At 70.6% G+C, this 21,468-nt stretch carries 18 protein-coding genes, 1 tRNA gene and 1 other RNA gene; 4 read left to right on the top strand and 16 right to left on the bottom strand.

Translation table 11 applies throughout. From position 1 onward, the window contains the following. Positions 1–220 precede the first annotated feature (220 nt). The 7 genes from rnpB to J2850_RS10735 form a co-directional block, all read right to left on the bottom strand. Positions 221–621, bottom strand: an RNA gene (gene rnpB, locus J2850_RS10765) — RNase P RNA component class A. Positions 622–694: 73 nt separating this feature from the next. Then, positions 695–1,387, bottom strand: a complete 693-nt coding sequence (locus J2850_RS10760) for an N-acetylmuramoyl-L-alanine amidase (RefSeq protein WP_209981436.1) — start codon at positions 1,385–1,387, stop codon at positions 695–697. A gap of 10 nt (positions 1,388–1,397) precedes the next feature. Further along, the gene (locus J2850_RS10755; protein ID WP_209981434.1) at positions 1,398–2,276 is read right to left on the bottom strand and encodes a DMT family transporter; all 879 of its coding nucleotides are present in this window, start codon (positions 2,274–2,276) and stop codon (positions 1,398–1,400) included. Continuing rightward, positions 2,273–4,102, bottom strand: a complete 1,830-nt coding sequence (locus tag J2850_RS10750) for an ATP-binding cassette domain-containing protein (protein WP_209981431.1) — start codon at positions 4,100–4,102, stop codon at positions 2,273–2,275. Before J2850_RS10750 ends, J2850_RS10755 begins: the two co-directional genes overlap by 4 nt. Before the next feature lie 104 nt (positions 4,103–4,206). Continuing rightward, positions 4,207–5,370, bottom strand: coding sequence for a hypothetical protein (locus J2850_RS10745; RefSeq protein ID WP_246512977.1), 1,164 nt, complete (start codon positions 5,368–5,370; stop codon positions 4,207–4,209). A 182-nt stretch (positions 5,371–5,552) separates the two neighbouring features. Beyond that, complete coding sequence (locus tag J2850_RS10740) at positions 5,553–6,335, bottom strand: TerB family tellurite resistance protein (protein ID WP_209981428.1); 783 nt, start codon at positions 6,333–6,335, stop codon at positions 5,553–5,555. A gap of 232 nt (positions 6,336–6,567) precedes the next feature. Next, positions 6,568–6,750, bottom strand: coding sequence for a hypothetical protein (locus tag J2850_RS10735; protein WP_209981426.1), 183 nt, complete (start codon positions 6,748–6,750; stop codon positions 6,568–6,570). On the opposite strand from J2850_RS10735, the gene J2850_RS10730 reads away from it, so the two are divergent. Beyond that, a complete protein-coding gene (locus J2850_RS10730) occupies positions 6,749–7,321 on the top strand; it encodes a GNAT family N-acetyltransferase (protein WP_209981424.1) in 573 nt (190 codons plus the stop codon). The genes J2850_RS10735 and J2850_RS10730 overlap by 2 nt on opposite strands. 165 nt (positions 7,322–7,486) lie before the next feature. After that, entirely contained in the window at positions 7,487–11,176 is a 3,690-nt protein-coding gene (locus J2850_RS10725) for a hydantoinase B/oxoprolinase family protein (protein WP_211113861.1), read from the top strand. A 137-nt stretch (positions 11,177–11,313) separates the two neighbouring features. On the opposite strand, the gene J2850_RS10720 is transcribed toward J2850_RS10725, so the two are convergent. After that, positions 11,314–13,254, bottom strand: a complete 1,941-nt coding sequence (locus J2850_RS10720) for a sigma-54-dependent Fis family transcriptional regulator (RefSeq protein ID WP_209981420.1) — start codon at positions 13,252–13,254, stop codon at positions 11,314–11,316. Between the two features lie 271 nt (positions 13,255–13,525). Between J2850_RS10720 and J2850_RS10715 the strand changes: the two genes are divergently transcribed. Continuing rightward, on the top strand, positions 13,526–14,440 hold the full coding sequence (locus J2850_RS10715) for a GGDEF domain-containing protein (protein WP_209981418.1): 915 nt from the start codon (positions 13,526–13,528) through the stop codon (positions 14,438–14,440). A gap of 120 nt (positions 14,441–14,560) precedes the next feature. On the opposite strand, the gene J2850_RS10710 is transcribed toward J2850_RS10715, so the two are convergent. The 7 genes from J2850_RS10710 to cysE form a co-directional block, all read right to left on the bottom strand. After that, positions 14,561–14,635: transfer RNA gene (locus J2850_RS10710), tRNA-Met, on the bottom strand. Positions 14,636–14,769: 134 nt separating this feature from the next. Next, complete coding sequence (gene mnmA, locus J2850_RS10705) at positions 14,770–15,900, bottom strand: tRNA 2-thiouridine(34) synthase MnmA (protein WP_209981415.1); 1,131 nt, start codon at positions 15,898–15,900, stop codon at positions 14,770–14,772. Positions 15,901–16,025: 125 nt separating this feature from the next. Beyond that, positions 16,026–16,358, bottom strand: a complete 333-nt coding sequence (locus J2850_RS10700) for a ferredoxin family 2Fe-2S iron-sulfur cluster binding protein (RefSeq protein WP_209981414.1) — start codon at positions 16,356–16,358, stop codon at positions 16,026–16,028. A 60-nt stretch (positions 16,359–16,418) separates the two neighbouring features. Continuing rightward, on the bottom strand, positions 16,419–17,111 hold the full coding sequence (locus tag J2850_RS10695) for a molecular chaperone DnaJ (RefSeq protein WP_209981412.1): 693 nt from the start codon (positions 17,109–17,111) through the stop codon (positions 16,419–16,421). A gap of 298 nt (positions 17,112–17,409) precedes the next feature. Further along, positions 17,410–18,546 (bottom strand): cysteine desulfurase family protein, encoded by a 1,137-nt coding sequence (locus J2850_RS10690; protein WP_209981410.1) that lies wholly within the window; start codon positions 18,544–18,546, stop codon positions 17,410–17,412. Positions 18,547–18,571: 25 nt separating this feature from the next. Then, entirely contained in the window at positions 18,572–19,057 is a 486-nt protein-coding gene (locus tag J2850_RS10685) for an Rrf2 family transcriptional regulator (RefSeq protein WP_209981408.1), read from the bottom strand. After that, complete coding sequence (gene cysE / locus J2850_RS10680) at positions 19,054–19,827, bottom strand: serine O-acetyltransferase (protein ID WP_209981406.1); 774 nt, start codon at positions 19,825–19,827, stop codon at positions 19,054–19,056. The genes J2850_RS10685 and cysE overlap by 4 nt, the downstream gene beginning before the upstream one ends. 326 nt (positions 19,828–20,153) lie before the next feature. Between cysE and J2850_RS10675 the strand changes: the two genes are divergently transcribed. Beyond that, positions 20,154–20,816: an alpha/beta hydrolase gene (locus J2850_RS10675; RefSeq protein ID WP_209981404.1), complete on the top strand. Its 663-nt coding sequence runs from the start codon at positions 20,154–20,156 to the stop codon at positions 20,814–20,816. Between the two features lie 70 nt (positions 20,817–20,886). Here J2850_RS10675 and J2850_RS10670 read toward each other — a convergent pair whose 3' ends face one another. After that, positions 20,887–21,285: a DUF2155 domain-containing protein gene (locus J2850_RS10670; protein ID WP_209981402.1), complete on the bottom strand. Its 399-nt coding sequence runs from the start codon at positions 21,283–21,285 to the stop codon at positions 20,887–20,889. Positions 21,286–21,468 lie beyond the last annotated feature (183 nt).

Here is a 21,468-nt window from a genome sequence, read left to right as displayed (position 1 = left end):
CCCGGGGATGGCCATAGGAGCCGCGGGTTTCAGGGCCTTGCAGGCCGCCGGCTTGGCTGTGGATGAGTGGGGAAATCCCCAGGCCGCTGCCCCGCACGGCCAAGGCCGGCCCACGGCAGCCCGCCGCGCGCACCCGTTCGCGTCCGGCATGGGGCCGCGTGGGACGGCATCGTCCGGACCGGTCCCGATCCTGGGACGGGATGGGCAAAAAAGAGTGGAAAGCGCCAGATGGCCTGTAAGCCGGGTTCTGTGTCCCGCCCCGGAGGGCAGGCGATGGCCATTCGTCTGGGACGCCGGTTGCCCGGACGCCTCGCGCGACCAACCCGAGCGGCGGCGCGGAAACGCGCTTGGCCCCGTCCGCCCCGTCACCGGGACGGCGGCCGGGCCGCTCCTATTCGGTCTTGCTCCCGGTGGGGTTTACCATGCCGTTCCCGTTGCCGGGACCGCGGTGCGCTCTTACCGCACCCTTTCACCCTTACCTGCGTCGAAACGCCGGCGGTCTGCTCTCTGTGGCACTGTCCCTAGGGTCGCCCCCGCCGGCCGTTAGCCGGCACCGTGTTTCCGTGGAGCCCGGACTTTCCTCCCCCGGCCGAAACCGAAGGCGGCCATCCGGCCATCTGGCGGGGATGTTCATATAGGGAAGCGCCGGTGGGGGCAAATCCCAAATCGGGGTCCGGTTGCGATCCTGTGCCGTTCATCGTCCGGTCATGCGCAGCAGGGCGCGCAGGCGGCGCACGGTCTCCGCCTCGGACTTGCCGGTCAGCCCCGACGGATGGAAATGCCGCTGGAAGGCCGGGAGCGCCAGCGGTTCGGCCGGGTCGTAGCCATAGCGGCCCAGCAGCGCCGCCACCTCCGCATCGCTGAACGGCCCCTCGTCCGCCTGGGACGGCGTGGGCCAGAGGCCGATCCCCTGCGCCGCCAGCCCGGGCCAGTCGAACAGCTCGCCCGGATCCTCCTTGCGGGCCGGGGCGACGTCGCTGTGGCCGAGCACGTCGGCCGCGGCGATGCCGTGGCGGAGGATGACATCCCGGCAAAGCTCCGCCACCGCCGCCATCTGCACGGCCGGGAAGGGACGGTACCCGAACTCGTGTCCGGGATTGACGATCTCGATGCCGACCGACCGGCTGTTGACGTCGTCCGACCCGCGCCAGCTCGACCGCCCGGCATGCCAGGCGCGGCGCTCCTCCGGCACATGGGCGTAGATCGTCCCGTCCTCGTCCACCGTGTAGTGGGCGCTGACCTGCGCCGCCGGGTCGCACAGCCGCGCAAGCGCCTCGGCGGCGCCCGGCATGCCGGTATAGTGAAGGACCAGCAGCTCGACGCGGGTGCCCGCGGCCCGCGGGCCGTGGTTGGGCGAGGGAAGGTCGATCCGTCGGAAGCCGCTCATCCTGCCGCCGTCATGTCGGGTTGGTCACCGTCTCGCTGACGGTGCGCGGCCGCCGCTTGACGATCACCGCGACGCCGCCGACGGTCAGCAGCCCGCCGATGGCGAGCGCCAGCGTCAGCGGGTCGTCCATCAGCAGGACGCCGCTGGCGACGCCGAACACCGGCACCGTCAGCAGGTACGGCATGGTCTGGTTGACGTCGTAGCGGCCGAGCAGGGGGTACCACATCCCGTAGGCGACGATGGTGACGCCGACGGCCATGTAGGCGATCGAGGCCCAGCCGACCCAGGTCGAATTGGCCAGCGCCGCCATCTGCCCCTGCTCCAGCAGCAGCGACAGCAGGAGGAGCTGCGGCATGGCGAACAGCGCCATCCAGCCATTGACGACGAAGCCGTTCACCGCCCCGATCAGCTTCATCTGCACACTCGCCACCGCGAAGGCGAAGCTTGCCGCCAGGATCAGCGACAGCGAGGGCAAGGCGTTGCCCAGCCGCGGCTCGCCGGCGATGACCGCCACGCCGACGAAGGCGGCGGCCATGCCGATGCCGCGGCGCCATCCCAGCTTGTCCTTGAACACCAGCGCCGCCAGCAGCGACGAGAAGGGCACCTGCGCCTGGGCCGCCAGCGAGGCGGTGGCGGCATCGATGCCCTGCAGCCCGGTGAACATCATCGGGAAATGCACGCTGCCCAGGGTGACCGACAGCAGGGCGATCTTCGCCAGCTTATCCCGCGGCACGCGGAAGAAGGGGACGATCAGCGCCGCCACCAAGGCAAAGCGGATGAACATCAGGAACAGCGGGGGAAACTCGATCAGCGCCCATTTGGCGATCACGAAGTTCAGCCCCCACAGCGCCATCACCAGCAGCGCCTGGAGCGTGTGGGCGAGCGTCATGCCCGGCCGCCCTCCAGCTCCTCGCGCAGCGCCTCCAGTTCCAGCCAGCGCTCCTCCGCTGCCGCCAGCTCGGCCTGCCGGGCATGGAGCTGCTCGCTGGTCTTCTGGAACCTGGCGGCGTCACGGGTGAACAGGTCGGGATCGGCCAGCGCCGTCTCCAGCTTGGCGATCTCGGTGCCCAGCCTGTCCATGCGGGCCGGCAGCTCGTCCAGCTCGCGCTGGTCCTTGTAGCTCAGCTTGCCCCGCGGCTTCGCAGCCGCGGCCGGGGCGGCGGCCGGCTTCGGCTTGGCGGGGGCCGGGGCCGCCGGGGCCCGTGCCGGCCGCTGGACCAGATAGTCGGAATAGCCGCCGGCATATTCGGTGGCGGTGCCGTCGCCCTCCAGGGCGATGGTCGCGGTCACCAGCCGGTCGAGGAAATCGCGGTCGTGGCTGACCAGCAGCAGCGTGCCCTGGTAGTCGCCCAGCACGTCCTCCAGCAGGTCCAGCGTGTCCATGTCGAGGTCGTTGGTCGGCTCGTCGAGGATCATCAGGTTGCTGGGCTTGGCGAACAGGCGGGCCAGCAGCAGCCGGTTGCGCTCGCCGCCCGACAGCGCCTTCACCGGGCTGTCGAGCTGGCGGGTGTCGAACAGGAAGTCCTTCATGTAGCCGGCGACGTGCCGCGACTGGCCGTTCACCACCACCGCGTCGCCGCCGAACGGGCACAGCACCCTGCGGATGGTGTCCTCCGGGTTCAGCCCTTCGCGCCGCTGGTCGAAATAGGCGGCGTCGAGGTTGGTGCCGAGCTTCACCGTCCCCTCGTCGGGCTGCAACTGGCCGGTCAGCATCTTCAGCAATGTCGACTTGCCGGCGCCGTTCGGCCCGATCAGTCCCACCCGGTCGCCACGCAGGATGCGGGTGGAGAAGTTCCGCACGATGGTCTTGCGACCGTCCGGCGTGTCGAAGCCCTTGGAGATGCCGGTCGCCTCGATCACCAGCCGGCCGCCGCGCTCGGCCTCGGCGATGGCGAGCTTGGCCTGCTGGCCGCCCTTGATCTGCTCGGCGCGTTCGCCGCGCAGGTCGAGCAGGTTGCGCACGCGCCCCATGTTGCGGGTGCGCCGGGCCGAGATGCCCTCGCGCAGCCACTTCATCTCGCTTTCGATCTTGCGGTCCAGCTTGTGGGCCGCCGCCTCCTCGGTCTCGAACACCTCGGCCTGCCACGCCTCGAACTCGGCGAAGGGGCGGTCGGTGGAGCGGATGGCACCGCGGTCGAGCCACAGCGTCCGCCTGGCCAGCCGGTTCAGGAAGGCGCGGTCATGGCTGATCAGCAGCAGGCCGCCGCGGTAGGACAGCAGTTCCTCCTCCAGCCACTCGATGGTGGGGAGGTCGAGGTGGTTGGTCGGCTCGTCCAGCAGCATCACGTCGGGGTTGCCGACCAGCGTGCGGGCCAGCGCCGCCCGGCGCGACTCGCCGCCCGACAGCGTGTTGGGGTCGAGGCTGCCGTCGACCTGCAACTTGTCCAGCACGGCGTCCACCCGGTGCGATTCGTCGATCTCGTCGGCCGGCAGGCCCTGGACGACATAGTCGTGGACGGTGGCGCAGCCGGTGAAGTCGGGCTCCTGCGGCAGGTAGGCGATGCGGGCGCCGGGCTGGACGAAGACCGTGCCGCCGTCGGGCTGGATCATCCCGGCCAGCACCTTCATCAGCGTCGACTTGCCCGAGCCGTTGCGTCCGACAAGGCAGGCGCGTTCGCCGCGCACGATCGACAGGTCGAGGCCGTCGAACAGCGGGCGGCCGCCGAAGGTGACGGAGACGCCCTGGAGCGCCGTGATGGGTGCGGGAGGAGCCATGGACCGTTCGTGTGCCGGAAATACAGGGAAGGGGAAGCGTTATAGCCCGCCGCCCCCCTTCGCCGCGACCCGGAAAAACGGCTGGGCGGGTTGCGCCCGGCGGGTCAGCCCCCCTGCGGCGCCTCTATCGCGGCGGGGACGGGGGGCGGGGACGCGGGCTGGACGGCGGCGCCCGTCGGCGTCGGCACCTGCTGTTCCTGCATCTTGAAGCCGAAATAGGTGCCGTTGCTGATGCCGGTCAGGGCCAGCAGGTTGGGCGACAGTTCCGGCATGCCCAGCGTGCGGGTGACCTCGTAGAGGAAGGTGACGCCCAGCACGCCGGTCCAGGCCAGCAATTGCAGCCGGTGGACGTTGTAGCCGGCGGCATCGCTCAGCAGGTCGGGAAGCACCCCCTGCGAGGGCGGATAGATCGCCTCCAGCGCCGCCGCCATCGCCGCCCGGTCGGGTGGGGTCGCGGCCGCGGCGGCGGCATAGGCGGCGGCGTGCTGCAGGCGGCGGGCGTCGTCGTCGTCCGGCCGTCTGTCCTGGAAGGCCGCCAGCACCGAGGTGCCGCCGACGATTCCCATCAGCGCCATGGTACCGATGGTGATGGTGTCCATCGACCCGGTGATGGTCAGGATGGCGACATAGGAGGCGGTGACGATCCCGCTCCACCACAGGAGCTGGAAGCGCGCGAGGCTGTAGGGCGGCGCGTAGCCGGCCGGCATCGGGACGCCCGCGACGGGGGTGATGTCGTCGGACCGGCCGAACTGGCGGAAGAAGGCGAAGACGAACAGCGACGCCACCAGCAGGAACCACACCGCGGCCAGCCCGAGGTCGCGGTCGCTGGCGCCCCGGATGGTCACGAATTGCGGTACGGTGGCGATGCCGCCGGTTGCCGGTCCGAAGGCGACCGGCAGGGTCTTCGCCCCGGCCGGGCTGAAGAAGCCGTCGAAGGCGGCTTGCCAGGCTGCGCGCCTCCGGGCGGCGTCGTCGCCGTTGCCGGCGATCGAGGTCGAGGCCGTTCCCAGGATTTCCCCCTTGCCGTCGCAGGCGAAGCTCGCCGCCGTTCCGGGGATCGTGCGGCCGTTGACGACGAGGGCCAGCCCCTGGGCGTTCAGCGCCGCCGCCCGCGTGGCGCAGTCGGCTCCGGCCGGGGGCGCGCCGAGGGACATCGTCAGGGGCGTGCCCAGCACGACCACGTCATTGGCCATCCCGCCCGCAGCACCGGCGGCCGCGCTGCCGGCCATTCCCGTCTGGGCGCCGGCGCCGGAGAGTGTCGCCGCCATCACCCCGGTTCCCAGAAACGCTCCGGATAGCGCCCGGATGATCCATCGCCGCATCGTCGTTCCATCTCCCGGCCGCTTTGGGCATCGGCCCGCTCCGTCAGGACAGGATACGTCATTTTGCGGGTGAGATTATAAAGAAAATCAACCTGGAGAGGGAGGGGGCGCCGCGCCTGCGCGCCATGTCAGGAAAAAGCGGGAAAGCCTTCGCGTTCGCGACGGATCTGATCGTGGGCGGCATTCACCAGTGCCAGCTTGTGGGTCGCCAGTTCGATGAATTCCTGCGGCATGCCCTGGGCGACCAGCCGGTCCGGATGGTGTTCGCGCACCAGCGCGCGGTGGGCGGCCTTGATCGTCGCGTCGTCGGCGTCGTGCGGCACCCCCAGCACCTCGTACGGATCCTTGCCGTCCGGCTCGCCGGCCAGATGATGGCCGGCGAGGATGCGGCGGAAGGCGGCCTCGTCGAAGCCGAAGATGCGGGAGACGCTGCGCAGGTAGGCGACTTCGGTCTCGTGCAGTTCGTCGTCGGCCTCGGCGATCATCAGCAGGCTGTCGAGCAGTTCCTCCAGCACGGCATGCCGGTCCTCGAACAGGTTAGCGATCTGCCGGGCATATTCCTCGAATCCGCGGGTGTCTCGGCGGGCGAGGTCGAAGACGCGGCCGACATTCTCCAGCTCTTCCGGCGGGACGCGGAACAGGCGCTTGAAGGTATCGACCTCCACCCGCTTCACCACCCCGTCGGCCCGCGCCATCTTGGCGGCGAGTGCGATGACGCCGATGGTGAAGGCGATCGTCTGCTTCGCGTCCTCGGCCTCGGTGTCGGTCATCGTCCTGGCCGCCCCGTCCGATGGTCCGGCAGGCGACCAGCGGTCGACGGCGTAGCCGGCGAGACCGCCGAGCAGGGCGCCGAGCGGTCCTCCGCTGAAGAGGCCGGCCGCGCTGCCCAATATCCTGCCCCAGATGCTCATCGCCCGCTTCCATCCCCGACTAGGCAGGCTTCTCCGGAACGGGCCATGGGCCCGGCCGGGAGAAGCCTGCGGACTCTCTGGCTTCAGCAGGGTTTCCGCGCCCGCCCGTCCGTGGGCGGGGTTCGGAAACCCTGTTCAGGTGCCAATGATCGCCGGCAGCATAACGGCCGGCCGAAGGCCGGCCAACTGTGGCCTCGACGCAACAGACCAGCATTGTTCGCATTGCAAATTTCTAATAAGCGCTTGCGAAAATCGCGACCTGCGCCATGTTGCAATGCAACAAAAGCGGTGCGGCCGTCACGCGCCCTTGGCCGCCGGGCCGATCCTCGGGATCGCCGGGACGGTCTTTGAAGTCTGGGGAAAGACGTTCTGTGCGAATGCGTTTTCGGAATTCGGGAACCATGAGCAGAGCCATGCCTGTCATCCGCAAGATCATGCCCACCGAGCTGCGGCTCTACCGCGAGCATCTTCTGCGCCTCGACCGTGTCGACCGCTACGCCCGCTTCACCGGCACCCTGTCGGATGATGCGGTGAAGCGCCATTGCGCCGCCATCGACTGGGGGCGCACGGTCCTGCTCGGCGTCTTCGCGGACGGCACGCTGCGGGGGGCCGTCGAGCTGTGCGGCGACCGCATCCTGTGGCCCAACCAGGCCGAGATCGGCGTCAGCATCGAGAAGGCGATGCAGGGGCAGGGGGTCGGCAGCACGCTGGTCCGCCGCATCCTGACCGTCGCCCGCAACCGCGGCATCCGTCAGGTGCACATGATGTGCCTTGCCGACAACGTCCGCATGCGGGCGCTGGCCCGGCGATTCGGCGGTCGGCTGGCCCTGGATGGCGGGGAAATCACCGCGCAGTTCGAGCTCCCTCCGCCCAACCAGTTCTCCATCGCCCTGGAGACGCTGGAGGACGGCAACGGCGCGTTCAACAGCATCCTCTCCGGCGTGTCCGGGCTGGCCATGGCACGGCACCAGCCGCTGGCGGCCTGAGGATCCCCGTGCCCTTTCCGCCGCAGCGCCCGCCTCTTCCGGCCCACCGCCACGCAGGCTGTTGAATTTCGTCGCCGGATCGCGAAACTCCGCCCCACGCGCGGCGCGGTTGCCGCGCGGGGACTTCGGCGGCCGTATCGGTGGCCGCGACGGGCGGGTGCGACGATGGCTGAGAACGGAAAAGCGGTGGCTGGCGGAACCTCGGGCGAGGGCGGCGGCGAGTCGGGCGCGGGACGGCCGGCACGCTGGCAGTTCTGGATCGACCGGGGCGGCACCTTCACCGACATCGTCGGCCGCCGCCCGGACGGGGCGGTGGTCACCCACAAGCTGCTTTCCGACAACCCGGAACGCTACGCCGACGCCGCCGTCCAGGGCATCCGCGACCTGCTGGGGCTGAGCCCCGGCCAGCCGATCCCGGCCGACACGGTGGAGGTGGTGAAGATGGGCACCACCGTCGCCACCAACGCGCTGCTCGAACGTAAGGGCGAGCCGACCGTCCTGCTGGTGACCGAGGGGCTTGGCGACCAGCTCCGCATCGGCCATCAGGCGCGGCCGAAGATCTTCGCCCGCCGCATCCAGCTTCCCCACCAGCTCTATTCCCATGTGGTCGAGGTGCCCGAGCGGGTGATGGCCGACGGTCACATCGTGAAGGCGGTCGACCTGCACGCCGTCCGCCGCGGGCTTGAGGACGCCTACCGCCGCGGCTACCGTGCCGCCGCCGTCGTGCTGATGCACGGCTACCGCTATCCCGAGCACGAGCGCCAGGTCGCCTCGCTCGCCCGCGCCGTCGGCTTCACCCAGGTCTCGGTCAGCCATCTGGTCAGCCCGCTGATGAAGCTGGTCGGCCGCGGCGACACCACGGTCGCCGACGCCTATCTCTCGCCGGTGCTGCGCCGCTATGTCGACCGGGTGGCGACCGACCTCAGCGTCGACGGCACCCCGGTGCCGCTGATGTTCATGCAGTCGAACGGCGGCCTGACCGACGCCCACCGCTTCCAGGGCAAGGACGCCATCCTGTCGGGTCCGGCCGGCGGCGTGGTCGGTGCGGTGCGCACCGCGACGATGGCCGGCTTCGACAGGGTGATCGGTTTCGACATGGGCGGCACCTCGACCGACGTGTCGCATTATGCCGGCGAGTACGAGCGCGCCTTCGACGCGGTGGTGGCCGGCGTGCGGGTGCGGGCGCCGATGATGCACATCCACACCGTGGCCGCCGGCGGCGGGTCGCTCTGCGTCTTCGACGGCGCCCGCTTCCGGGTCGGGCCCGACAGCGCCGGCGCCAACCCGGGGCCGGCCTGCTACCGCCGCGGCGGCCCGCTGACCGTCACCGACTGCAACGTGATGGTCGGCAAGATCCAGCCGCGCTTCTTCCCCCGCGTCTTCGGGCCGGGCGGCGACGAGCCGCTGGACGCCGACGCGGTGAAGGCCCGCTTCACCGAACTGGCCGACACCGTCAACGCCGCCCTCGGCACCGCCATGACGCCGCAGGAGGTGGCGGAAGGCTTCCTGCGCGTCGCCGTCGACAACATGGCCAACGCCATCAAGAAGATCTCGGTGGAGCGCGGCTACGACGTCACCGGCTACACGCTGAACGGCTTCGGCGGGGCGGCGGGCCAGCATGTCTGCGCCGTCGCCGACGCGCTCGGCATGACGCGCGTGTTCCTGCACCCGCAGGCCGGCGTGCTGTCGGCCTACGGCATCGGGCTGGCCGACACCGTGGCGATCCGCGAGCGTGCCGTCGAGGGGCCGCTGAGCGACGCCGTCGTCGACCGGCTGACCATGCTGTTCACCGACCTGGAAAGCGAGGGACGGGCCGAGTTGGTCCGCCAGGGCGTCGCCGAAGGGCGGCAGGCGATCCATCGCCGCGTCCAGATAAAGGCTGCCGGGTCGGACACCACGCTGACCGTCGCCTTCGGGTCCAGGGTCGCGATGACCAAGGCGTTCGAGGAGGCGCACCGCCGCCGCTACGGCTTCCTCAGCCCCGGCACCGCGCTGGAGGTGGAATCGGTGACGCTGGAGGCGGTCGGCCTGACCGACGTGCTGGAGGATCCCGAGCATCCCACCAACTCCGTGCTGCCGCGCCGGATGGCGACCGTCGCAGTCCACACCGGCGGCCAGCGCCGCGAGGCGCCGCTCTATGACCGCAGCCAACTCCGGCCCGGCAACCGCGTCGTCGGCCCGGCCATCCTGGCCGAGGCGGTTTCGACCACGGTGATCGAGCCCGGCTGGATGGCCGAGGTGACGCGGCGGAACCACCTCGTGCTCACCCGGCTGGAGCCGGCGCCGCAGCGCACCGCCATCGGCATCAAGGGCGCCGCCAAGGTCGACCCGGTCATGCTGGAGGTCTTCAACAACCTGTTCATGTCGATCGCCGAGCGGATGGGCGTGACGCTGGAGAAGACCGCGCGCTCGGTGAACATCAAGGAGCGGCTGGACTTCTCCTGCGCCCTGTTCGACCGCGAGGGCGGCCTGATCGCCAACGCCCCCCACATGCCGGTGCATCTCGGCTCGATGGGGGAGAGCGTGCGGGCGGTGATCGGGCGCCGCGGCGGCGCCTTCGTGCCGGGTGAGAGCTTCGCGCTGAACGACCCCTACCATGGCGGGACCCACCTGCCCGACATCACCGTGGTCTCCCCGGTGTTCGACGAGGCGGGCGGCGAGCTGCTGTTCTTCGTCGCCTCGCGCGGGCACCATGCCGACGTCGGCGGCATCACCCCCGGCTCGATGCCGCCGGACAGCACCACCATCGCCGACGAGGGCGTGCTGTTCGACTGCGTGCCGCTGATCGAGGAGGGGCGGTTCCGCGAAGAGGGGCTGCTGGACCTCCTGCGCTCCGGCCCGCACCCGGCCCGCAATCCGGCGCAGAACATCGGCGACCTCAAGGCCCAGGTCGCGGCGAACGAGCAGGGCACCCGCGACCTGCATCGCGCCGTCCGCCTGCACGGCCTGCCGACCGTCACCGCCTACATGCGCCACGTCCAGGACAATGCCGAGGAGCAGGTGCGCCGCGCCATCGGCGTGCTGAAGGACGGTGATTTCGCGGTGACGCTGGACAATGGCGCGGAGATCAGGCTGCGGGTGTCGATCGACCGCGATGCCCGTTCCGCCCGTGTGGATTTCACCGGCACCAGCGCGCAGCTCGCCAACAACTTCAACGCCCCGTCGGCGGTCTGCCGGGCAGCGGTGCTCTACGTCTTCCGCTGCCTGGTCGATGACGAGATCCCGATGAACGAGGGCTGCCTGCGCCCGATCGAGATCGTGATCCCTCCGGCCTCGATGCTGGCGCCCGAGCCGCCGGCCGCCGTGGTCGCCGGCAATGTCGAGACCAGCCAGTGCATCGTCGACGCGCTGTTCGGGGCGCTGGGGGTGATGGCGTCGGCCCAGGGCACGATGAACAACACCACCTTCGGCAACGAGCGGCACCAGTATTACGAGACGGTCTGCGGCGGCTCCGGCGCCGGTGACGGCTTCGACGGCACCGACGCGGTGCAGACGCACATGACGAACTCCCGGCTGACTGACCCGGAGGTGCTGGAGTGGCGCTTCCCGGTGCTGGTGGAGAGCTTCCGCATCCGCCGCGGTTCCGGCGGCATGGGGCGCTGGCGTGGCGGCGACGGCGTGATCCGCCGTCTGCGCTTCCTGGAGCCGATGACGGCGGCCATCCTCGCCAACCACCGCAAGGTGCCCCCCTTCGGCCTGGACGGCGGCGGCGACGGCGCGGTCGGCCGGACCTGGGTCCAGCGCGGCGACGGCAGCGTGCAGGAGCTTGCATCGCAGGACCGCACCACCGTCCAGCCGGGCGATGCGCTGGTGGTCGAAACGCCGGGCGGCGGCGGCTTCGGGTCGGTGGGCTAGGGTCGGGGTGTGCTTGCCCCCACCCCAGACCTCCTCCGCTGGGCAGGGGTGGACGTTGGCTGAAGGCGGCGGAGTTCCCTCCCCCGCCCAGCGGAGGAGGGGCAGGGTGGGGTATATGGTGGGCGAAGATCGGCGCCTTACTCCGCCCGGTGCGGCGCCACGATGCCGAAGCGGTGCATCTGGCGATGGACGGTCGAGCGGTCGACCCCCATCGCCCTGGCCGTCGCCGAGACATTCCAGTGGTGGCGGCGCAGCGTCTCGCGCAGGCGGACGGCGGGGTCTTGTTCCGCCTCCTGTATCGCCTCTTCCGGCGGCTCCGGCCAGGCTTGGAATAGGCCGCTGCGCTGGACCGGCTCGGGGATGTCGGCGAGGTCGATCAGGCCGCCGTCGCTGACCGCGCAGGCGTAGTCCAACGCATTCACCAGCTCGCGCACGTTGCCCGGCCAGCGATGGGCCCGCAGGGCCGCCAGCGCTGCCGGCGTCAGCCGGTAACCGATCCCGTCGCGCTCGGCCCGGTCGGCGACCAGCCGTTCGATCAGCCAGTCGAGGTCGCCGCGCTGGCGCAGCGGCGGCACCGTGAATACGGCGCCATTGAGACGGAAGTACAAGTCGTCACGGAATTTCCCGGCCTTGACCAGCTCGATCAGGTCGCGGTGGGTGGCGCCGATGACCCGGACGTCGACCGAGACGGCACGCGTCCGGCCGATCGGCGTCACCTCGCGCTCCGCCAGGACGCGCAGCAGCCGGGTCTGCGATGGGAGCGGCATGTCGCCGATCTCGTCGAGGAACAGGGTGCCGCCGTCGGCCTCCAGGATCAGGCCCTTCTTGCCGCGCGAGGTCGCGCCGGTGAAGGCGCCGGGCTCGTAGCCGAACAGCTCGCTTTCGATCAGGTTCTCCGGCAGGGCGGCGCAGTTCACCGCCACGAAGGGTTTGCCGCGGCGGATGCTGGCGCGGTGCAGGGCCTTGGCAAGATGTTCCTTGCCGGTCCCGGTCTCGCCGTGGATCAGCAGGCTGACGCGGGTATTGACCAGCTTGGCGGCACGGGCCAGTACCGCCTTCAGCGCCGGGTCGCCACCGGAGACCGCGCGGAGCGGTTCCGGCAACGGTGGCGCCGTGTCGGCAGGTTCGGTGCCGTGGCTGCGCGGCAGGGCGACCGCCGGCGGCGGCATCGCCTGGGCGAACAGCGGCCGGCCGTTGCGGCGCAGGTGCAGCGTGCGCTGGTCGGTCGGCAGCGAGCGCACGAAATGGACGAGGTCGGCGACCTCGCAGTCGAACAGCTCCGCAAAGGACCGTCCGAGCGGCGACACCCCGTCCTCGGCCAGCAGCTCATGGGCGCGGTGATTGAAGCCGATGATCCGGCCGCCGCCGTCGAGCGCCAGGACGAAGTCGGGGTCGACCTCCGCGAACTCCTGCGAGGCGGCCAGCTTCACCACCCATTCCCGGCGGAAATTGTTGTAGAGGTTGGCCGTCTCGATCTTGTGGACGTAGGCCTTCACCATCTGCAGCGCCAGATACTGGCTGATCTTCGGTTCGGGCGAATGCAGCGCCGAGATGTCCAGCACCGCCGCCAGTTCGCCGCCGCTGTCGAAGACCGGCGCGGCCGTGCAGGTCAGCGGGATGTGGGTGGAGTCGAAATGGTCGGTCTGGTGGACGGTGAGGGACTGGCCGGTGGCGATGCAGGTACCGACCGCGCAGGTGCCGGCATGCTCCTCGTTCCAGTCCGATCCCAGATAGAGCCCGGCCCGGCGCAGGTGGTTGTCGAAGGTCGGGTCGCCGATGAAGTCGACTGTGACGCCGTTGCTGTCGGTCAACAGCATCACGTAGCCCATGCCGGCGACCTGCCGGTAGAGCGCCTCCAGCCCGAAGCGGGCCATCCGCAGGAACTCGTCCATCGCGTCGCGGTGAACGCGCAGCCGTTCCTGGGGCAGGATGTGCGGCTCGCGCCCGATGGTGGGGTCGAGCTTGTGGTCGGCGACGCAGCGCCGCCAGGAGGATTCGATGATGGAGTCGCGGCGCGACGGGACTCCGGCCGAAACCCGGACGAGTTCATCGATGTGGGCCGCGCGTGCGCTGTCCATGGTCGTGCCTCCCGGTCTTGCTGCTCACCCGATCCTGCTGTTTGCTTGTCAAGCAAATCAAACCGAGGCACACTAGCAATCGCGCGCCCCTGCTGGCAACGTGTGCTAAAGCATCAGGCGCACAATCGCTTGCCGACGCGCAGGCGGGTTGTGTGACCCTGCCGTCCGTGCGCCGCTTTCCGTCGGGGTCCGGCTTCCGGCGTTAAGGACATTTGCATGCATCCCGCCTCATGCTCCATAAAGCGGAGCAGGTTCGGCGGGAGCATTGGTCTTGCGGATTCTGATCGTCGACGATTCTCCTCGTCATCTAACGATGATGATGTACGAGCTGGGCAAGCTCGGATACGCCACCAGCGTCGCCGAAACCGGCACCGCCGCCATGGAGGCGGTCGCCCAGGAGCGGTTCGACGTGGTGATGGCGGACATCCGGCTGGCGGACATGTCCGGGCTGGAACTGTGCTGGCATCTGCGCACCGCCCAGGGGCTGCGACATCTCTACCTGATCCTGATGATCCCCGGCAGCATGACCGAGCAGTTCCACGAACTTGTGGAGGCCGGGGCGGACGAATTCCTGCGCAAGCCGCTGGATTGGAAATGGACGGCGGCGCGCCTGCTGGCGGCGTCCCGCGTGGTGGCGATGCAGCGCGACCTGGAGCGGCTGGCGACCACCGATGCGCTGACCGGGGCGCTGAACCGGCGCCGTTTCCTGGAGCGGGCGGCGGAGGAATACACGCGGTCCCGGCGGTACGACCGGCCGCTGTCGGTCGTGATGCTGGACATCGACCATTTCAAGCGGGTCAACGACAGCCACGGCCATGCCGCCGGCGACGACGCCATCCGCGCCACCGTCCGCGCCTGCAGGGAGAGCCTGCGCTCCAGCGACCTGATCGGCCGGCTGGGCGGCGAGGAGTTCGCCATCGTGATGCCGGAAACCCCGCCGATCAACGCCTACGGCGTCGCCCAGCGCGTCCGCGAGCGGATCGCCGCCACCGCGGTCCGCCTGGAGGCGGGCGGCGAGCTTCGCGTGACCGTCAGCCTGGGGCTGAGTTGGCTGAACGCCACCGACCGCAGCTTCGATCCACTGCTGGCCCGCGCCGACGCCGCGCTCTACCGCGCCAAGAACACCGGCCGCAACCGGGTTGAGGTCGAACCGCAGGTCACGCTGTCGCGTTCGCTGGCCGGGTAGGGACCCGGAGCGCTCCGATAGGAAAGATCATGGGTTCCATTGGCCGTGCCACAGTCGGGAGCCAATGGAGCCCAAAAGCGAAAAGCCCACCAAGTTATCAACTTGGTGGGCTTTTCTTGATGGTAGCAGCGGAGGGATTTGAACCCCCGACCAAGGGATTATGATTCCCCTGCTCTACCACTGAGCTACGCTGCCATCGTGTCTACCATCTGGCCCGTCGTTGCCGCCGGGAGCCGCTATATAGGATAGGGCGGCTTACCCTGTCAACGCGGATTTTTCGGGGCATCGCATTTTTTGCGCAGCCCCCGCCGACCCCCGCGAAAACCGCCTCAGGCGGCTGCCGCGGTGCCCGAAATCCAGCCGCCGCCCAGCACGCGATCCTCCTGGTAGACGACGCAGGCTTGGCCGGGCGCGATGCCGTGCTGGGGCTCGTGCAGCTCGACGCGCGCGGTCCCGTCGGGGCCGGCCCGCCAGGTCGCCGGCGCCGCCGGCTGGGCGGAACGCAGCTTCACCGAGACCTCGACGGACTGGCCCTCCGCCATGTCGGCGGCCAGCCAGTTGACGTCGCGCACCGTCACCAGTGCGCGGGCGAGGTCGCGGCGCGGGCCGACGACGACGCGCCGGCGCGCCGGCTCCAGGCGGACGACGTAGAGCGCCTCCTCCTCCTGGCCGCGGATGCCGCCGATGCCCAGGCCCTTGCGCTGGCCGACCGTGTAGTGGACCACGCCCTTGTGGCGGCCCAGCACGCGGCCGTCGACATGGACGATGTCGCCCGGCTCGACCGAGCCGGGGCGCAGCTTCGCCACCACCTCGGCATAGTTGCCGTTGGGGACGAAGCAGATGTCCTGGCTGTCGGGCTTTGCCGCCACCTCCAGCTCGTAGCGCTCGGCCAGCGCCCGCGTCTCGGGCTTGGTCAGGCCGCCCAGCGGGAAGCGGAGGAAGTCGAGCTGCTCGCGCGTGGTGGCGAACAGGAAGTAGCTCTGGTCCTTGGCCGGATCGATGGCGCGGTGGAGTTCCGCGCCCTGCCGGCCGGTGACGCGGCGCACGTAGTGGCCGGTGGCCAGCGCCTCGGCGCCGAGGTCGCGGGCGGTGTTCAGCAGGTCGCGGAACTTGACCCGCTGGTTGCAGCGCACGCAGGGGATCGGCGTCTCGCCGCGCAGGTAGCTGTCGGCGAAATCGTCCATCACGTCCTGGCTGAAGCGACCCTCGTAATCCAGGACATAATGCGGAATGCCGATGCGGTCGGACACCTGGCGGGCATCGTAGATGTCCTGCCCGGCGCAGCAGGCGCCCGGCTTCTGCAGCGCCAGTCCATGGTCGTAGAGCTGCAGCGTGATGCCGACCACGTCATAGCCCTCCTCCCGCAGCATGGCGGCGGTGACGGAGGAATCCACCCCGCCGGACATCGCCACGACGACGCGGGTGTCCTGGGGGCGCTTGGGGAGGCCGAGGGAGTTCATGGCGCCCTATATGGGGCTGACGGGCTGGCGGGGAAGGGGAAAGGGCCGCCGGGACCCGGCCCGGCGCGCGATGGCGCCATGCACGGACCCCGGTGGCGGAGACAGGGTTCCCCTCGTCCCGGGCGTCAGCCCCTCATCGCGTTGTTGCTGCCGCCGGGCAGGCGGACGACCAGGCCGTCCAGCTCTTCGGTCATGATGATCTGGCAGCCGAGACGCGAGGTCTTGGTCAGGCCGAAGGCGAGGTCCAGCATGTCCTCCTCGTCCTCCTGGGCCTCGGGCAGCACGTCGTACCATTCCGGCTCGATCACGACATGGCAGGTGGAGCAGGCGAGCGACCCTTCGCAGGCGCCTTCCAGGTCCAGGCTGTTCTTGTGGGCGATCTCCAGCACGGACAGGCCGAGCGGGGCATCGACCTCGCGGCGGGTGCCGTCGGGCTCGATGAAGGTCATCTTGGGCATGGGAACCTCGTCTTTCCTTGGGTTTGCCTAGCGGACAATGATCTTGGGTGGGGGGGTGGTTCAGCGCGGCGCCAGGCCGGTGCGGCGGGTGCGGGCCTCGGCGGCCATCGCCTCCAGCCGTTCCAGCCGGGCCAGGATGCGGGCGGCGCCATCGGTGCCGTGGCCGTCGGGTCCGCCGTCGCTCTGCGCCTTGCGGAAGGCCGGTGCCAGATACTTGATGCAGGCCTCGACCCGCTGGCCGAGGTCCAGCCCGATGCGGTCGAGTTCGCCGGCGTCCTGTGCGCGCTCCAGGCGCGCCTGGAGGTCGGCGATCTCCTCGTCCTCCTCGTTGCCGGCCGGCACGCCGCCGAGCAGCGAGAGCAGGGCATGCGCGCGGCGGATCGGGTCGCGCAGGACCTCGTAGGCTTCGTTCAGCGCCTCGGCCTGTGCCTTCGCGTTGGCCTGCTGGCGCGGGCCGCGGGCGGTGAAGCGCTGCGGATCCATGGCGCGGGTGAAGCCGGCATGCTGGCGGGCGAGCTGCTCCGGGTCGATGTCGAACCGGCGCTCCATTCCCAGGCGGGTGAAGGGATCGAGCGGGCGCGGCGGCTGGGCGGCGCCGCAGGCATGGCAGAACAGGGCGCGCGGCGCCACCGGACGGCCACAGGTGCCGCAACCCTCCAGGTCGCCGGGGATGGTGCCGGAAATCCCGCCGGAGCCGGAGGAACCGGCTTTGGGTGGGCCGGATTTGGGCGGACCGGATTTGGAACGGGTCATGCGCGCAGTCCGTCAGACGCCAGAAGGGTCGGTTGCAGGGGCCGGCCGCCGGGATCGGCATCCCGGCGGGGCGCCGCCATCGCGGCGGGCGCTCCATCCGCGGGGTCATACCCAGAAGCCGCAGCGGGCGCAATGCGCGAATGCGGTCGGGCCATGCGGGGGACAGAAGGTCGCGTGGACGGCCGGCGCGGCCGGGCGGCGCCATGGGCCTCGATGCGGCCGTCGCCACGGCCGTCGCCACGGCCATTGCCGCCGCCATCGCCGTCGATGGGGATGCCGCCGGGAGCACCCATGGCCGTCAACCGCCCATGCGCAGGGCGCGCCGAGCCATGGTCGCCCATGCGGTCAGGAAACGGTCGACGGTCTCGTCGTCGCTGGTCCAGCCCAGGCTTACGCGGATCGCGCAGGCGGCGGACCGGTCGTTCTCGCCCATCGCCGCCAGCACATGCGACGGCTTCACCTTGCCGCTGGAGCAGGCCGATCCGGCGCTGACCGCCACCCCGGAAAGGTCGAGCGTCATCACCTGCGTCTCGCCCGGCAGGCCCGGCAGCAGCAGGCAGCTCGTGTTCGCCACCCGCGCCGCGCCGGCGCCCATCACCCGCGCCTGCGGAAAGGCGGCCAGCGCCTCCGCCTCCATCCGGTCGCGCAGGGCGGCAAGGTCGGCCACCGCCGGCAGCCCCTCCAGCGCCAGGCGCGCCGCGGCGCCGAAGCCGACGATGCCCAGGAGATTCTCGGTGCCGGCCCGCTTACGCCGCTCCTGCCCGCCGCCGCGGATCAGCGCCTCCGGCTCCAGGCCCTCGCCCAGCACCAGCGCGCCGACACCGGCCGGGCCGCCCAGCTTGTGCGCCGACAGCGTCATCAGGTCGGCGCCGAGATCCGGCATGGACAGGGGCAGGCGCCCGGCCGCCTGGACCGCGTCGCAATGGAGAAGGGCGCCGCGGGCATGCGCGAGGCGCGCCGCCTCCGGGACCGGCTGGACCACCCCGGTCTCGTTGTTCACCAGCATCAGCGAGACCAGGGCCGCGTCGCCGTCGGCCAGGCCGCGGTCGAGTTGGCCGAGGTCGGCGCGGCCGTCGCCGGTCACGCCGAAGCGGCCGGCGTCCGGGCGGGCCGCCAGCACGGACTCGTGCTCGATGGCCGAGGTGAGGACGCGGCGGCCGGCGAATCCGCGCAGCGCGAAGTTGTTCGCCTCCGTCCCGCTGCCGGTGAACAGGACCTGCCCCGGCCTCACCCCGGCAAGCGCCGCCACGGCGGCGCGCGCCTCCTCGACCGCGCGGCGGGCGCTGCGGCCGAAGGCGTGCACGGACGACGGGTTGCCGACCAGATCCATGGCCTGGGTCATCGCCGCCTTCACCTCCGGCTTCAGCGGCGTGGTGGCGTTGTGGTCGAGATAGGCGCCGGTCCGCCGGGGCGGGGCGCCGGGAAGGGAGGTCACGGTTCGATGCCGTCGGCTGGGCTGGTCATTCAGCGGCGACCGCCGCCTCCTCGCCGTCGGCCGGCGCCGGGCGCAGCAGGTTCAGGCCGCTGGTGCCGATGATCCGGCGATCCACCACGTCGGCGACGGTCACGGAGCTCAGATACATATGGATCTGGTTGCCCAATTCCTCCCACAGGTCGTGGGTCAGGCAGCGCGAGCGGTTGGTGCGGCAGCCCTGCGGCGTGCCGTTGGCGCAGCGGGTGGTGCGGATCGGCTCGTCCACCGCGAGGATGATGTCGGAAACCCGGGTCGCGTCGGCCGGGTGAGCCAGCAGGTAGCCGCCGCCGGGGCCGCGCACGCTCTTGACGAGACCGCCCTTGCGCAGCTTGGCAAAGAGCTGCTCCAGGTAGGAGAGCGAGATCTCCTGCCGCTCCGCGATGTCGGCCAGAGCCACCGGGCTGCCCTTGCTGGTGGCGGCCAGATCGACCATCGCCATCACGGCATAGCGTCCCTTGGTGCTGAGTCTCATCGCGTTTCTCCTTGCGCTTCGTGCAACCCGCCGTTGCGGGCCGGCATCGTCTCGGTCTCGATATGGGGAAGGTGGGGCGGGCGGTCCGGCGTCGGGGCGGCGCCCCGGCGGCCGGACGGTTCGCCCTCCAGCTCGCCGACGCGGGCCTGCAGGGCCGTCACCTGGTCGAGCAGGCCGGACAGCGCGCGGGCCACCGGGTCGGGAATGTCGCCGCAGGGTGTGCCGTAGGGGAGGAACTTCCGCGTCTCCGCGCGGTCGCGCGGCACCACCGGCTTGGCGGGAATGCCGACGACCGCGGTGTCGGCCGCCACGTCGGCCACCACCACCGCGTTGGCGCCGATGCGCGCCCCGCGTCCGATGGTGATGGCGCCCAGGATCTTGGCGCCGGCCCCGACGATGACGCCGTCACCCAACGTCGGATGGCGCTTGCCGGGATTGAGCGAGGTGCCGCCCAGCGTCACCCCGTGATAGAGCATGACGTCGTCGCCGATTTCCGCCGTCTCGCCGATGACGACGCCCATACCGTGATCGATGAAGAAGCGCCTGCCGATGGTGGCGCCGGGATGGATCTCGATGCCGGTCAGCGAGCGGGCGACCTGCGAGACGAGACGGGCGGCCAGGTGCCAGCCGGCGTCGCGTGCCCGCCGGGCGACGCGGTGCAGCACGATCGCGTGCAGGCCGGGGTAGCACAGCGCGACCTCCAGCCGGGACCGCGCGGCGGGGTCGCGCGCCATGATCCCGTCGATCTCTTCGCGAAGATGCTTGAACACGCCATCACCCGCCGTGGTATAGTCCGCCGCTCTCGTCGGCCGCCCGCGTCCGGCTTCGGCCGGCGGCTTCGTCCGCCGCGGCGGACCTGGTCGCGCACGGCCGGATCGGGGGCGCGGGTCAGGCGGGTTGCCCCGGAGGACGTCAGGACGCATATATGATGACCAAGCAAAACGGTCAAGAATTGTGTGTCGAAGACCCCACTGGAAAAGCGGGAAACCCGTGACGGGCCGGTCGGCCCGGACGTCGGGGCGGAAGGGCCGGCTCGTCCGGCCCGGCGCTGCGGCGGTCTCAATAACCCTTTGTCCGCGTCAGGAACATCGTTCCCATGCCTGAAGTGCTCTTCAACGGTCCCGCCGGTCGCCTGGAAGGCCGTTACACCCACGGGAAGCAGCCGAACGCCCCGGTCGCGCTGCTGCTGCATCCGCACCCGCAGCACAATGGGACGATGAACAACAAGGTGGTCTTCGCCCTATTCCAGTCCTTCACCAAGCGCGGCTATTCGGCCCTGCGCTTCAATTTCCGGGGCGTCGGGCGCAGCCAGGGCACCTACGACAAGGGCGAGGGGGAGCTGGCCGACGCCGCCGCCGCGCTGGACTGGCTGCAGACCTACAACCCCAACGCGCCGCTCTGCTGGATCGGCGGCGTGTCGTTCGGCGCCTGGATCGGCATGCAACTGCTGATGCGCCGGCCGGAGATCGACGGCTTCGTCTCGGTCTCGCCGCCGGCCAACCTCTTCGACTTCTCGTTCCTGGCGCCCTGTCCGTCGTCCGGCCTGATCATCCATGGCGACCGGGACGAGGTGGTGCCCCAGGCCGCGGTAACCAAGCTGGTCACCAAGCTGTCGCACCAGAAGGACATCCGCATCGACCATCGCGTCGTCCCGGGCGCCAGCCATTTCTTCGTCAACCGCACCGACGAGCTGGCGCTGCAGGTGGACGATTACCTGGACAAGGCGCTCGGCAACCCGATCGCCGCCGTGGCGGAGTAGGCCGCGGCCGCTCCTCCGGTCCTCTCCCGCCACAGGCGGGACGGGCCGGAGAGCGTCGGCGGCACCGGCCTCACTCCTCGCAGTCGAGCACCCACACATCGTAGATCGCGTTTTCCATCGCCGACAAAGCGGGGCTGGACGCGAACATCCAGCCGCTGAACACCGCCTCGGCCTGTTCGCCCGGCTTGACCTCGGTCACCTCCAGGAAGGCGGCGGATTCCGGGGTCTCGATCGGCGGATTCTCCCGGCAGGCGCGCAAGGTGATGCGCAGGCTGCCCATCGTCTTGGTCTCTCCCACCTTGATGGTGAAGGTGGAGGTCCGGGCGGTCACCTTGTCCAGCCATTGCAGCTTGGCGCCGGGGCGCTCGATCATCTGCTCCGGCACCGGCGCGGCCTGGGCGGCGAGGGGAAGGAACGTGCTGCCGGCCAGCGCAGCCGCGAGCGCCGCGCGCTTCAGACGGAAAGACATCGGCCGGGAAGAGAGCGGCCGGGAAGAGAGCGGGGACTTCGTCACGTCGGATCGCTTGCGTAATTGCGGACGGCGCCCGGTGGGATGGCGGGAACGTGTCCCGCCATCCCACCGGGACGCTCCGCCTTCTAGCCCGGAAGCGTGGGCAGCGTCCAGTGGCGGACGACGCCGGAGCCTCCCGCG

Origin of the sequence: Azospirillum picis (assembly GCF_017876115.1) — a bacterium.
Lineage (GTDB): Bacteria > Pseudomonadota > Alphaproteobacteria > Azospirillales > Azospirillaceae > Azospirillum > Azospirillum picis.
The sequence above is the reverse complement of the archived record's forward strand: the minus strand, read 5'-3'. Positions and strand labels throughout refer to the sequence as shown.